10 protein-coding genes and 3 pseudogenes are annotated in these 13,764 nt (G+C 70.0%); 6 read left to right on the top strand and 7 right to left on the bottom strand.

What is annotated here, in order from left to right:
* The first annotated feature begins 144 nt into the window (after positions 1 to 144).
* On the top strand, positions 145 to 1,737 hold the full coding sequence (locus tag AB8998_RS02395) for an adenylate/guanylate cyclase domain-containing protein (RefSeq protein WP_369736660.1): 1,593 nt from the start codon (positions 145 to 147) through the stop codon (positions 1,735 to 1,737).
* Here the strand turns inward: AB8998_RS02395 and topA are convergent.
* The 3 genes from topA to cspA all read right to left on the bottom strand — a co-directional run bounded on the left by topA (position 1,734) and on the right by cspA (position 5,686).
* Positions 1,734 to 4,550, bottom strand: coding sequence for a type I DNA topoisomerase (topA, locus tag AB8998_RS02390; protein WP_369736659.1), 2,817 nt, complete (start codon positions 4,548 to 4,550; stop codon positions 1,734 to 1,736). The genes AB8998_RS02395 and topA overlap by 4 nt on opposite strands.
* Positions 4,551 to 4,744: 194 nt before the next feature.
* Entirely contained in the window at positions 4,745 to 5,335 is a 591-nt protein-coding gene (locus AB8998_RS02385) for a hypothetical protein (RefSeq protein ID WP_369736658.1), read from the bottom strand.
* A gap of 147 nt (positions 5,336 to 5,482) precedes the next feature.
* Entirely contained in the window at positions 5,483 to 5,686 is a 204-nt protein-coding gene (gene cspA, locus AB8998_RS02380) for a cold shock protein CspA (RefSeq protein ID WP_007772268.1), read from the bottom strand.
* Between the two features lie 248 nt (positions 5,687 to 5,934).
* Between cspA and AB8998_RS02375 the strand changes: the two are divergent.
* The 4 genes and pseudogenes from AB8998_RS02375 to AB8998_RS02360 all read left to right on the top strand — a co-directional run.
* Positions 5,935 to 7,516 (top strand): annotated as a pseudogene (locus AB8998_RS02375) (DEAD/DEAH box helicase); the annotation flags it as partial.
* Positions 7,517 to 7,554: 38 nt separating this feature from the next.
* A pseudogene (locus tag AB8998_RS02370) lies at positions 7,555 to 8,482 on the top strand (IS5 family transposase).
* Positions 8,479 to 9,240, top strand: a pseudogene (locus tag AB8998_RS02365) (Zn-binding domain-containing protein); the annotation flags it as partial. The pseudogenes AB8998_RS02370 and AB8998_RS02365, both read left to right, overlap by 4 nt.
* 477 nt (positions 9,241 to 9,717) lie before the next feature.
* Entirely contained in the window at positions 9,718 to 10,749 is a 1,032-nt protein-coding gene (locus tag AB8998_RS02360) for a PAS domain-containing protein (RefSeq protein ID WP_369736657.1), read from the top strand.
* On the opposite strand, the gene AB8998_RS02355 is transcribed toward AB8998_RS02360, so the two are convergent.
* The 4 genes from AB8998_RS02355 to AB8998_RS02340 are packed head-to-tail and all read right to left on the bottom strand — an operon-like array spanning position 10,750 to position 12,246.
* Positions 10,750 to 11,070 carry an Rv3654c family TadE-like protein gene (locus AB8998_RS02355; RefSeq protein WP_369736656.1) on the bottom strand — a complete coding sequence of 107 codons (321 nt, stop codon included), beginning with the start codon at positions 11,068 to 11,070 and terminating at the stop codon, positions 10,750 to 10,752.
* A 16-nt stretch (positions 11,071 to 11,086) separates the two neighbouring features.
* Positions 11,087 to 11,362 (bottom strand): TadE family type IV pilus minor pilin, encoded by a 276-nt coding sequence (locus AB8998_RS02350; RefSeq protein ID WP_369741397.1) that lies wholly within the window; start codon positions 11,360 to 11,362, stop codon positions 11,087 to 11,089.
* Positions 11,363 to 11,415: 53 nt separating this feature from the next.
* Positions 11,416 to 11,607: a DUF4244 domain-containing protein gene (locus tag AB8998_RS02345; RefSeq protein ID WP_369741396.1), complete on the bottom strand. Its 192-nt coding sequence runs from the start codon at positions 11,605 to 11,607 to the stop codon at positions 11,416 to 11,418.
* A 36-nt stretch (positions 11,608 to 11,643) separates the two neighbouring features.
* Complete coding sequence (locus AB8998_RS02340; protein ID WP_369736655.1) at positions 11,644 to 12,246, bottom strand: type II secretion system F family protein; 603 nt, start codon at positions 12,244 to 12,246, stop codon at positions 11,644 to 11,646.
* A 248-nt stretch (positions 12,247 to 12,494) separates the two neighbouring features.
* Here AB8998_RS02340 and AB8998_RS02335 point away from each other — a divergent pair, with 248 nt between their 5' ends.
* The gene (locus AB8998_RS02335; protein ID WP_369736654.1) at positions 12,495 to 13,757 is read left to right on the top strand and encodes an IS110 family RNA-guided transposase; all 1,263 of its coding nucleotides are present in this window, start codon (positions 12,495 to 12,497) and stop codon (positions 13,755 to 13,757) included.
* Positions 13,758 to 13,764 lie beyond the last annotated feature (7 nt).

Genomic DNA, 13,764 nt, shown 5'->3' with positions numbered 1-13,764 from the left:
AGTAGTGACACCCGCCGACGGACACCGATCGGCCACCGGATCGCGACGGTTTCGTGAACTCCCCGGCTTTCGGGCGCCACCAGGCGACTTGCCGTGGTCCTTAGAGTTTTCCAACAAAAGGCCACTGACCGATACGGTGGATTGATGGCAACCGCGGCGACACTGCCCGGGCGGATCAACGCGTTCGTCCGGTGGGTGGTGCGCACCCCGTGGCCCCTGTTCCTGTTGAGCATGGTGCAGGCCGACATCATCGGCGCCCTATTCGTACTCGGCTTCCTGCGCTACGGCCTGCCACCCGAGGACCGCCTGCAGCTGCAGGACCTGCCGGGGGTGAACCTGGCGGTGTTCGCGGGCTCGCTGGTCGTGCTGTTCCTCGCCGTCTCGGTGATCAACCTCAAGCTGCTGATGCCGGTCTTCCGTTGGCAGCGCCGCGACAACCTGCTGGCCGAGACCGACCCGGCCGCCACCGAGCTGGCCCGCAGCCGGGCCTTGCGCATGCCGTTCTACCGCACGCTGACCAGCATGGTCGCCTGGTGCATCGGCGGCGTGGTGTTCATCGTCGCCAGCTGGTCGGTGGCCAGGTTCGCCGCACCGGTCGTGGCCGTCGCCACCGGCCTGGGCGCCGCCGCCACCGCGATCATCGGCTACCTGCAGTCCGAGCGGGTGCTGCGCCCGGTCGCCGTCTCCGCCCTGCGCAGCGGCGTGCCGGAGAACGTCAAGGCCCCCGGCGTCATCCTGCGCCAGATCCTGACCTGGATGCTCTCCACCGCCGTGCCCGTGCTGGCGATCGTGCTGGCGGTGGTCGCCGACAAGACCTCGCTGCTGCACGCGACGCCGGACAAGCTGTTCACCCCGATCCTGTTGCTGGCCCTGGCGGCACTGGGCATCGGGTTCGTCAGCACTCTGCTGGTGGCCATGTCGATCGCCGACCCGCTGCGCCAGCTGCGCTGGGCGCTGAGCGAGGTGCAGCGCGGAAACTACAACGCCCACATGCAGATCTACGACGCCAGCGAACTGGGCCTGCTGCAGGCCGGGTTCAACGACATGGTCCGCGACCTGTCCGAGCGGCAGCGGCTGCGCGACCTGTTCGGCCGCTACGTCGGCGAGGACGTCGCCCGCCGCGCCCTGGAGCGGGGCACCGAGCTGGGCGGGCAGGAACGCCACGTCGCCGTGTTGTTCGTCGATTTGGTCGGCTCGACGCAGCTGGCCGCGACCCGGCCACCGGCCGAGGTGGTGCACCTGCTCAATGAGTTCTTCCGAGTCGTCGTCGAGACCGTCGGCCGGCACGGCGGGTTCGTCAACAAGTTCCAGGGCGACGCCGCGCTGGCCATCTTCGGCGCCCCCATCGAGCACCCGGACGCGTCCGGCGGGGCGCTCGCGGCCGCCCGCGAACTACACGACGAGCTGCTGCCGGTCATCGGGTCCGCGGAGTTCGGGATCGGGGTGTCGGCGGGCCGGGCCATCGCCGGCCACATCGGCGCGCAGGCCCGCTTCGAATACACCGTGATCGGCGACCCCGTCAATGAGGCGGCGCGCCTGACGGAGCTGGCCAAGCTCGAGACCGGCCACGTGCTCGCGTCGGCGATCGCGGTCAGCGGCGCGCTGGACGCCGAGGCCCTGTGCTGGGACGTCGGTGAGGTCGTCGAGTTGCGCGGGCGGGTGGCGCCCACCCAGCTGGCCCGGCCGGTCAAGCTCGCCGCCCACGGCGAGGTGGCCCGCCAGCAGGTGTCGACCTAGCCGCGCTTGGCGGCCTTCTTCGCCGGCGATTTAGCGGCGGCCTTCCGGGCCGTCTTCTTGGCGGGCCGCTTCACCGGCCCCCGGGCGCGACGGTCTGCCAGCAGCTCGGCCGCCCGCGCGTCGGTGATCGACGCCACGTCGTCGCCCTTGCGCAGGCTCGCGTTGGTCTCGCCGTCGGTGACATAGGGCCCGAAACGGCCGTCCTTGATCACCATCGGCTTGCCCGATGCGGGGTCTGTCCCCAGCGCGCGCAGCGGCGGTGCGGCGGCGGCCTGCCGGCCGCGGCGCTTGGGCTCGGCGTAGATCCGCAGCGCTTCCTCGAGGGTGATGTCGAAGATCTGTTCCTCGGTCGCCAGCGACCGGGAATCGGTGCCGCGCTTCAGGTATGGGCCGTAACGGCCGTTCTGCGCGGTGATCTCCTCGCCCGAGCCGGGATCGACGCCGACCACCCGGGGCAGCGACAGCAGCTTGAGCGCGTCGGAGAGGGTGACGGTCTGCAGGTCCATGCTGCGCAGCAGCGAACCGGTACGCGGCTTGGGGCCGGTGGGCTTCTTGCCCTTCTTCGCCGGCGCCGCGGCGCCGCCGTCCTCGTCGGGCGCCGGCGGCAGGACCTCGGTGACGTACGGGCCGTACCTGCCGTCCTTGGCGACGATTTCGTGGCCCGTCTCCGGGTCCACCCCGAGCACGCGGCCCTCCTGCGGCGTGGCGAACAGCTCCTCGGCCAGCTCCAGCGTCAGCTCGTCGGGCGTCAGGGAGTCGTTGAGGTTGGCCCGCTGCGGCTTGGGTTCGCCGTCTTCGCCGGGCACCATGCGCTCCAGGTAGGCGCCGTTCTTGCCCACCCGGACGTAGACGGGGCGGCCCTGGTCGTCGTCGAAGAGCTTGATGGAATTCACCTCGCGGGCGTCGATGCCTTCGAGGTTGACCCCGACGAGCTTCTTCAGGCCGCCGGCGCGCGCCACCGAGTCGGACACGCCGTGATCCCCGCCGAAGTAGAAGTTGTTCAGCCAGTCGGTGCGCCGCTCCTGGCCCGAGGCGATCGCGTCGAGCTCGTCTTCCATCGCGGCGGTGAAGTCGTAGTCGACGAGTCGGCCGAAGTGCTGCTCGAGCAGGCCGGTGACGGCGAACGCCACCCACGAGGGCACCAGCGCGCTGCCCTTCTTGTGGACGTAGCCGCGGTCCTGGATGGTTTTGATGATCGAGGAGTAGGTCGATGGCCGGCCGATGCCCAGCTCTTCGAGCGCCTTGACCAGCGACGCCTCGGTGAAGCGCGCCGGCGGGTTGGTGGCGTGCCCGTCCGGGGTCAGCTCGCGCGCCGCCAGCCGCTGCCCCTCGGTCAGCTGCGGCAGCCGACGCTCGGCGTCGTCGGCCTCGCCGCCGGCGAGTTCGTCGACGGTCTCGACGTAGGCCTTGAGGAAGCCCGGGAAGGTCAGGGTGCGGCCGCTGGCGGAGAACACCACCTGCTGGTCGCCGGACGCGCCCGCGATCCGCAGGCTCAGCGTCGTCCCGCGCGCGTCGGCCATCTGCGACGCGACCGTGCGCTGCCAGACCAATTCGTAGAGCCGGAATTCGTCGCCGTCGAGCTCGCGGCGCACCGCGTCCGGGGTGGCGAACGTCTCCCCCGCCGGCCGGATCGCCTCGTGCGCCTCCTGGGCGTTCTTCACCTTGCGGGTGTACTGGCGCGGGGACGCCGCGACATACTCCTCGCCGTAGAGCTGACGCGCCTGCGTGCGGGCGGCGTCGATGGCCGACTGCGACAGCGTGGTCGAGTCGGTACGCATATAGGTGATGTAGCCGTTCTCGTAGAGCCGCTGGGCGATGCTCATCGTGCGTTCGGCCGAGAACCGCAGCTTGCGGCCCGCTTCCTGCTGCAGCGTCGAGGTCATGAACGGCGGGTAGGGGCGCCGGGTGTAGGGCTTCTCCTCCACCGACGTCACGGAAAGCTCGCCGCCCCGCAGGCCGGCCGCCAGCGCGGTGGCGGCCGCCTCGTCCAGCACGGTCACCTCGTCCGCCTTGCGCAGCTGCCCCAGCGAGTCGAAGTCGCGCCCGGTGGCCACGCGCATGCCGTCCACGGCGGTCAGCCGGGCGCTGAAGGTGGGCGGGGATGCCTTCGGGTCGGACACGCTGGCGTCCAGTTCGGCGACGACGTCCCAGTACGACGCGCTGCGGAACGCCATCCGGTCGCGCTCCCGCTGCACGATGATCCGGGTGGCCACCGACTGCACCCGGCCCGCCGACAGCCTGGGCGCAACCTTCTTCCACAGCACCGGGCTGACCTCGTAGCCGTAGAGCCGGTCCAGGATGCGGCGGGTCTCCTGCGCGTCGACCAGGTCGATGTCCAGGTCGCGCGGGTGCTCGGCGGCCTCGAGGATCGCCGGCTCGGTGATCTCGTGGAACACCATCCGCTTGACGGGGATGCGCGGCTTGAGGGTTTCCAGCAGGTGCCAGGCGATCGCCTCGCCCTCGCGGTCGCCATCCGTGGCCAGGTAGAGCTCGTCGACGTCTTTGAGCAGGCCCTTCAGTTCGGTGACCGTGCTCTTCTTCTCCGGGCTGATGATGTAGAGCGGTTCGAAGTCGTGGTCGACGTTGACGCCCAGCCGGGCCCACGGCTCGGACTTGTACTTCGCGGGCACGTCGGCCGCCGCCCGGGGCAGGTCGCGGATGTGACCTCGCGACGATTCGACGATGTAGGCGGAGCCCAGGTAGCCGGCCAGCTTTCGCGCCTTGGTCGGCGACTCCACGATGACGAGTCGCCGGGGGCTCCCATTCTTGGCGCCGCCAGGCCTTCCGGGGTCCTTCAGCTTCGGGTCAGCCAACTGCGCTTACGCTCCATCTCTCATCTCGGCCCCGTGCGAGACCGCCCTGCAGGAAGAATGACAGGCCTGCGTCGAAAATTCCGGTGAACTTCGGGTACGCCGGCGTTCCTTGTCCTTCAGGGCACCTGACAATTTCGCACCCTGGGGCGCGCCTGCGCAAACCGGCTCCCCGCACCGCGGGCCCTGACGAAGGGTTATACCCGCGGCCACAACGCCGACGCGTCGGCGTCCGAAGGTGGCTCCCCCACGTTCTCTACCAGGCGCGATAAGCGGCGGCGGCCGCTGATGCGAAGCGCCGGCCGGCCACCGCGGGTGCCGATCAAAGTGGGTGCGATCCCGACCCGCATCAGGGCCGAAGCCAGGGTCGAATGGGTGTCGGGGGCGTGCGGATCCAGACCCAGAAGATAGTGGTCGCCTTCCGGGCCGCCCGCCGCGAGCGTCCAGGCCCGCAGCTCGCGCGGCCCGGGCAGCCACCGCGGCGGCACCGTCTTGACCGCGCCGCGCGTCCATTCGGCGGCGATGGTGACCAACGACGGGCTCACCGCCGTCCGCACCAGCGGGGTCTTTTCCTCGGTGCGACCGATTTCGGGGACCAGTTCGGCTTCCCGGATCATCTCAGCGAGCGCCGACGCCCGCCAGAGCTGGTCCACGACCACCGAGATCCGGGCTCCCTGACCGCCCGGGGCGCCGACCATCATGATCTGGCCGGGAGCCGCCAGCACCCCGGAGAGATCGGCGACCGCGGGCGGCACCGACTCCGCTGTGAAGAAGGACAGCTGGCTCACGCCACCGACAGTAGGCCAGGTCGGGGATCCTCGCCTCGAGGTAATCGGCGCGGCGGCGGCCCGGCGCGGCCCGGGCGAAACGAAAACCCCCCGGCGGCCCGCTGAGCGGGACTACCCGGGGGGTTTGTCGTGGGAATCTGCTCGTCTCTACAGGGAGCGGACTCCGGTGGCCTGGGGCCCCTTCGGGCTGTGGCCGATCTCGAACTCGACCTTCTGGTTTTCCTCAAGGGTGCGGAAGCCCGAACCCTGGATCTCCGTGTAGTGGACAAAAACATCCGCGGAACCGTCTTCGGGAGCGATGAACCCGAACCCCTTCTCCGCGTTGAACCACTTCACAGTTCCCTGTGGCATTTCTCGATCTTTCCTTTTCTTCTGGGTGCGGTGCACCGCCTTTCGGTGCCCCGGGCCTGATACGACCGCCATACCTCGCCGAGTCGCCGGAACTTCACCCGACCGATTAACCTCGCAGGAACCGCGGCCGCAACGTCGATCCTGCGAAAGTTTGACACGAACACAGAAGCTGCGACCGTAATCAGTCAATCATGTTCATCGCGTCGGCGACAGACTTGTGCCGCCGACGGCTTCCCGGAGGGTGCCTGGTGGCGAGTTTCGGCGCCGACCTGCTGGCCGCCGCGCTGGCCGGCACCGCGGCCGACGAGCGTCCGCTGCGCCACGTCGCCGAGCTGCCGGCCCGCGCCGGCCGCCCCCACCGCTGGCCGGACTGGGCCGAGCCGGACGTGGTCCAGGCGTTCGCCGACCGAGGTATCACCCGCCCCTGGTCGCACCAGGCAGGCCGCGGAGCTGGCCCACGCCGGGCGGCATGTGGTGGTCAGCACCGGCACCGCGTCGGGCAAATCACTGGCCTACCAACTTCCCGTCCTACACGCCCTGGCCACCGACCCGCGGGCACGGGTGCTGTACCTGTCCCCCACCAAGGCGCTCGGTCACGACCAGTTGCGCGCCGCACACGCCCTGACCGCGGCCGTCCCGCGGCTGCACGATCCCGGTTTCGGTGTGGCGCCCACCGCCTACGACGGCGACAGCCACGCCGAGGTGCGCCGCTTCGCGCGTGAACGCTCCCGGTGGTTGTTCTCCAACCCGGACATGATCCACGTGTCGATCCTGCGCAACCACGCCCGCTGGGCCGCCCTGCTGCGCGGCCTTCGCTTCCTCGTCGTCGACGAATGTCACTATTATCGCGGGGTTTTCGGCTCGAACGTGGCCATGGTGCTGCGCCGGCTGCTGCGGTTGTGCGCCCGCTACTCGTCGTACCCGACGGTGATCTTCGCCAGCGCGACGACGGACTCTCCGGGCGCGACGGCCGCCGAGCTGATCGGGCAGCCCGTCGAGGAGGTGACCGACGACGGCTCACCCCAGGGCTCCCGGACGGTGGCCCTGTGGGAGCCGGCGCTACGCGCCGACCTGACGGGCGAAAACGGCGCGCCGGTGCGCCGTTCGGCCGGAGCGGAGGCGGCGCGGGTGATGGCCGACCTGATCGCCGAGGGCGCCCAGACCCTGACGTTCGTCCGGTCGCGCCGGGCCGCGGAGCTGACCGCTCTGGGCGCGCAAGCACGCCTGGCCGACGTCGCCCCCGAGCTGTCGCACACGGTGGCGTCGTACCGGGCCGGTTATCTTGCCGAGGACCGCAACGCACTCGAGCGCGCCCTGGCCGAGGGCCGATTGCGCGGCCTGGCCACCACCAACGCGCTGGAGTTGGGCGTGGACATCGCAGGGCTCGACGCGGTGGTGCTGGCCGGGTTCCCCGGCACGGTGGCCTCGTTTTGGCAGCAGGCGGGCCGGTCCGGCCGCCGCGGCCAGGGGGCGCTGGTCGTACTGATCGCCCGCGACGATCCGCTGGACACCTACCTGGTGCACAACCCTGCCGCGCTGCTGGGCAAGCCGGTCGAGAGGGTGGTGATCGACCCCGCCAACCCCTATCTGCTGGGCCCGCAACTTCTCTGTGCGGCAACCGAACTGCCGCTCGATGCGGCCGAGGTGCGCGCCCTGGGCGCGACGGAGGTCGCCGCGGGACTGGTCGACGAGGGACTGCTGCGGCTGCGCAACGGCAGGTACTTTCCCGCGCCGGGCTTGGATCCCCATGCCACCGTGGACATCCGGGGGGCGGCCGGCGGCCAGATCATGATCGTGGAGGCCGACACCGGGCGGTTGCTAGGGCGTGTCTCCCAATTTTTCGACTGTTGACCAGCCAGGATTGGCTGGTGACGCGGATTGGTGTGATTTCTGACGAGTTCTGGGCGGTGGTTGAGCCGTTGATGCCTTCGCATGAGGGCAAGCGGGGCCGGAGGTTTGGTGATCACCGGTTGATTTTGGAGGGGATTGCCTGGCGGTTTCGCACGGGATGCCCGTGGCGGGACCTGCCCGCTGATTTCGGGCCATGGAAAACGGTGTGGAAGCGTCATCACCGATGGTCGCTGGATGGCACCTATGACGTGATGTTTGCTCAGGTGGCGCACGCCTTCGGGTTCGACGCCGAGATGGCCGGCGATATCGAGAAGCTGTTGTCGGTGGATTCGACGAACGTACGGGCGCATCAACATTCGGCGGGTGCCCGGTCGGACACGCTGGCAAAAGGGGGCCCTGTCGAATTACAAGAAATCCGCCGATGAACCCGACGACCATGCAATTGGGCGTTCGCGAGGCGGGCTGACCACCAAGATCCACACCCTGACCGATCAGCGCGAAGCTGTTGTCGCGGTCCGGTTGACCGCTGGCCAGGCCGGCGACAATCCGCAGTTGCTGCCTTTGCTCGACGACTACGACCACGCCTGCGCTGAGCACGGTGTGACCGGTGGCGACTTCCGATTGCTCGCCGACAAGGCGTATTCACACCCGAGCACGCGCACCGAATTACGTTCCCGAAGAATCAAGCACACGATTCCCGAACGCAAAGACCAGATCGCCCGGCGCAAGGCCAAGGGATCGGCCGGGGGTCGCCCACCGGCGTTCGACGCCGAGCTCTACGGTCTGCGCAACACCGTCGAACGAGGCTACAACCGGCTCAAGCAATGGCGCGGTATCGCGACCCGCTACGACAAATACGCCCTGACCTACCTCGGCGGTGTCCTATTGGCCTGCGCCGTAATCCATTCCCGCGTCGGAAACAACCAATTGGGAGACACGCCCTAGGCAGTGTCGACGTGGGCCGGGCCCCGGCCTGCGTCCACCCGGGAGCGGTATATCTGCACCAGGGCGAGGCCTACGTCGTCGACTCGCTGGATTTCGACGGCGGAATCGCGTTCGTCCACGCCGAGGACCCCGGTTATGCGACGTTCGCGCGCGAGCTCACCGACATCGCCGTCACCGGTTGCGGTGAACGGTCCGAGTTCGGGCCCGTCACTGTGGGATTGGTGCCGGTCCAGGTCACCCACCGGTTGGTCGGTTACCTGCGCCGCCGGCTGAACGGTGAGGTCATCGACTTCGTCGACCTGGCCATGCCCGAGCAAAGGCTGGAGACGACCGCAGTCATGTACACCGTGACCCCGGAGGCGTTGCTGGACGACGGTATCGACGCGCCCCGCATACCCGGGTCGCTGCACGCCGCCGAGCACGCGGCGATCGGGTTGCTGCCGCTGGTGGCCAGCTGCGACCGCGGCGACATCGGCGGCCTGTCGACCGCGGTCGGCCCCGACCCGTTCGGCCTGCCGAGCGTCTTCGTCTACGACGGCCACCCGGGTGGTGCGGGGTTCGCCGAGCGGGGCTTCCGCCGGGCCCGCACCTGGCTGGGCGCCACGGCCGAGGCCATCGAGGCGTGCGAATGCCCGCGCGGATGCCCGTCGTGCGTGCAGTCGCCCAAGTGCGGCAACGGCAACGACCCGCTCGACAAGGCCGGTGCGGTCACGGTGCTGCGACGCGTGCTGGCGCAGTTGCCTGGCGAATCGCGCTGAAAAACAATCAGCATGTGCGACGGTCACCACCGGCAAATGCCGAAAGTTTACTAATGAATACCGCGAGTTTAAGAATGGCCGATTGACGCCTCGCTCGGCGACGGCGGTACGGGCGGAACGGGCGGCAACGCGGTCCTCTTCGGCAGCGGAGGCGCTGGGGGGAGGGCGGCAGCGCCTCTTAGGAGAGTGGCGGGCACGGCGGAAACGCTGTGCTGATCGGCGACGGCGGACTCGGCAGCACGGACGGCCCCGCCGGCACCGGCGGTGCGCCCGGGTTGCTGGTGGGCGCGCGCGGGATCGACGGGTCGGCCGCGTAGCCGGCGGCGAACGGTCGTACTACGCGACCCGTCCGCAATTCCGTCGATGCGGGCGCAGCAGCAAATTATCAAGGCGGCGACCATTTGTGCAAACCGACAGGCTGATCGGGCGCGCCGCCCGTCGGGTCGGGGAACGCGGCACAGTCGGTAAACTGCTCGCATGGTCCACGACTGGTTGCTCGTGGAGACGCTGGGCGACGAACCCGCCGTGGTGGCGCAGGATCGGCAGCTGAAAAACCTCATTCCCGTCGCAACATTCCTGCGCCGCAGCCCCCACCGCGCCGCGGTGCGCACCGCGATCACCGAGTCGATGCAGACCGGCCAGAGCCTGACCAGCATCACCCCCAAACGGGACCGCGTCATCCGCACCGAACCGGTGGTGATGTCCGACGGCAGGACGCACGGTGTGCACGTCTGGACCGGCCCCGCCGACGCCGAGCCTCCCACGCGACCGATCCCGGGCCCGCTGAAGTGGGATCTGACACTGGGCGTGGCCACCGACACCCGGGAATCGCTCACCAACAGCGGCAAGAACGCCGAAGTCGAGGTCACCCTCGGCAGGGCCTTCGCGGAAGACCTCCCATCCCGCGACCTCAACCCGAACGAAGCCAAGGTGCTGGCCATGGCCGTCAAGGCCGAGCCGGACCGGACGTTCTGCAGCACCTGGGATCTCACCGACTGGCAGGGCAATCCCATCCGGATCGGCTTCGTCGCCCGCACCGCGCTCGAGCCGGGCCCCGACGGCCGCGACCACCTCGTCGCCCGGGCGATGAACTGGCGCGCCAACCTCGAGGGTCCCGTGGTGTCCACCGACGACCTCGCGCAGCGGATCCTGGAGGGACTCGCGCGGGCCGGAGTTCACCGGGCGCTCGTCGACCTCAAGAACTGGACCCTGCTCAAGTGGCTCGACGAACCGTGCCCGTTCTACGACTGGCGCGCCGGCAGGGTGGACAAACCGAACGTTCACCCCGACGACGAGCACCTCTTGGCCTCGATGACAACGGAATTCGCCGGCGGTGCGACCAGTCGGGTGTTACGGATGCCGGGGCACGACGCCGACTGGGTGCCCGTACACGTCACCGTCAGCCGAGTGGAACTCGAACCGGAGACCTTCGTCGGGCTGATCTCGTTGCGGTTGCCCAGCGACGCCGAACTCGCCGAGGCCGGACTGACGCCGGGCGCCGGGACCTGACTACGCGGGGCCGGCGGGTCCCGCCCGGGCCGCGGCCCGGGCAATGCCGGCGGGTCCCACCAGGCCGACGGCCACGTCGACCGTGACGACCACGTCGAGCCCGTCCATCTCGCAGCGGACCGCAGCGGCCCCCATCCGGCGGGCCACCGCCGTCGCGCGGGCGCAGGCCGCAGTCGCTCCGGCCGGCAGCCGGGCCGCCGCGGCCAGCGCGGCCAGGTCGGCCGCCGCTTGAGCCCGGTGCCGGGCGACCACCACCGCTCCGAGATAGGCGCCCGCGACCGTGACGCACAGCACCACCGCGACCATGGCTGCCGCGGCCACGGTGGCCGACCCCCGGTCACCCCGGCTCCTCGGCCGCCGAAACGGTCTTGGCGCCGATGGCCAGGGTGGGTAACAGCGGCGAACGGGCAACGACCGTGGCCACGAAGAGATCCCCGTCCCGACGCACCTGGATGCGTGCCCCCGCGGGCGCGAGGCGGCGCGCGGCCTCGAACGCCGAGCGCTGGTCGCCGCGCGCGGCGAGGCGGGCGGCCTCGCGGGCGGCGTCGACGCAGCGCAACTGCATGGACACCGCCGTGACACCGCCCAGGCACAGCGCGAGCACCACGACCAGCGCGGCGATCCCCAGTGCCGCCTCGACGGTGCTCGCACCCGCACAGCCCGCCGCTAGACCTTGGTATTGAGCGCGCGACCGATGATGTTGGTCAACGCCGACACGATCGAATCGCCGGTGACGACGGCGTAGAGGATCGCGCCGAAGGCGGCGGCGGCTATCGTGCCGATCGCGTACTCGACCGTCGACATGCCCGACTCGTCGACAGCCAGGGCGGTCATGCGCGTCAGGAATGCACGAAACATGTTGATCAGCAATGTTTTTTCCTCCTCGTTTACGTCTCACAGCAGGCCCGACCGCAGGATGTCGCCGGCCAGCCCGGCGACCACCGGCACGATGCCCAGGCAGAAGAACGCCGGCAGAAAGCACAGCCCGAGCGGTCCGGCGACCAGGACGCCTGCGCGTTCGGCGGCGGCGGCGGCCGCGTGCACGGCATCGTGACGGGATTGGTCGGCCAGTTCGGCGACACCAGCGGCCAGCGCCGCACCGGAGGACGCCGAACGCCGCGCCAGGCGTAGCAGCGCGTCGGTGTGCGCGTCGGGCGCCCCGGCCGGCGGGTCTGCCGACGCCGACCATGCCACGGCGGGATCGGCGCCCAGCGCCAGCAGATCGGCGGCGCGGCGCAACACCCCGGCCAGCTTGGGCGGGGCGGACGCGGCGGTGGCGGCCGCGGCCGCCGGCACCGCCATGCCCGCCGCCAAGCACACCGCAAGCACGTCGAGGCACGAGGCGGCGGCCAGCGGGTCCGGGCCGTGCGTACGGCCGTGCGGTGGCCTGCGCCGCGGCCACCGTGCCCGCGCAGACAACCCGGCACGCTCCCGCACCAGCGACGGTCCGGGGCCCACACACAGCGCGACGGCCAGCAGCACGGCCGCGGTGCTCACTGGACTACCTTCCTGAGGTCATCGCTTCTGGATGAAGCGTTGATGCACCCGAGGTGCCACCAGGTCACTGCCCTGCTCGCTTGACGCGGTTGATGTCCAGCATGAGATCTGCAGGCCCTGGTGGTTGCCCGGGGCGTGTCGACCGTCGATAGGGCTGAGCGCCAACGCCGCGTCTGGCTGCGAGCGCCGATCAGTGAGCGGAGCGGCAACCACGTCCGGGCACTGGGACTAGCAGCGAGGAGGCTGACGTGAAGTCTGCCAGCAATACCCCGACCGATACCACCCTGACGCAGGAGCCGCCGGGGGGTGTGACCGCCGGTCTGGACTGGGCCCGCGACGACCACGCGGTCAGCGTCGTCGATGACCGGGGCCGCGAACTCGACCGAGCCACGGTGCCCCATAGCGCGCCCGGACTGCGGGAACTCATCGCTTTCCTGCGCCGCCATGGAGTGGGTGAGGTCGCCATCGAACGTCTTGACGGGCCAGTCGTCGACGCCCTGCTGCTCGCCGGTCTGGCCGTGGTGGTGATCTCGCCGAATCAGGTCAAGAACCTGCGCGGCCGCTACGGCTCGGCCGGCAACAAGGACGACCGGTTCGACGCCTACGTGCTCGCCGACACCCTGCGCACCGACCGCGCCCGGCTGCGGGCGCTGATCCCCGATACCGACGCCACCGTCGCCCTGCGGCGCGCCTGCCGCGCCCGCAAGGACTTGGTCAATCACCGTGTGGCCGTTGCCAATCAGCTGCGCGCACACCTGCGCAACGTGCTGCCTGCCGCCGTCGGATTGTTCAAAGACATCGACTCCGCGATCAGCCTGGCGTTCCTGACCCGATTCGACACCCAGGACAAGATCGACTGGCTGACCCCCAAACGACTCGGCGACTGGCTCGCCAAGCAGGGCTACTCCGGCAAGGTCGACCCCGCCGTGCTGCACCACCGCATCCTTGACGCTGCCCCCGGCGCAACCGGTTCTCACGGCAGCACCCAGGCCCACATCACCGCCAGCTACGTCGCACTGCTGGGCACCCTGGTCGCACAGATCAAAGCGCTCCCGACCCAGATCGAGGCACAACTGGACACCCACGCCGACGCCCACATCTTCACGTCCCTGCCCCGCGCCGGACGGGTCCGCGCCGCGCGCCTGCTTGCCGAAATCGGGGACTGCCGTGCTCGATTCCCCACCCCGGAGTCGCTGACCTGTCTGGCCGGCGCCGCGCCCTCTACGCGCCAGTCCGGCAAATCCCGCATTGTCGGATTCCGCTGGGCTTGCGACAAACAACTCCGTGACGCCGTCACCGACTTCGCCGCCGACACCCGACTGGTCAACCCCTGGGCCGCCGACCTCTACGACAGGGCCCGAACCCGCGGGCACGACCACCCCCACGCCGCACGCATCCTCGCCCGCGCCAGGCTGCACATCATCTGGCACTGCTGGCAAGACAACCTCGCCTACGCCCCCGACAAACACCGCGCACTCCAACGAATCCTCACCCAAGACGAGGCGGCTTGACATAGGG

This window comes from Mycobacterium sp. HUMS_12744610, from assembly GCF_041206865.1.
GTDB lineage: Bacteria > Actinomycetota > Actinomycetes > Mycobacteriales > Mycobacteriaceae > Mycobacterium > Mycobacterium servetii.
This window is presented reverse-complemented; position numbering and strand designations above follow the sequence as displayed.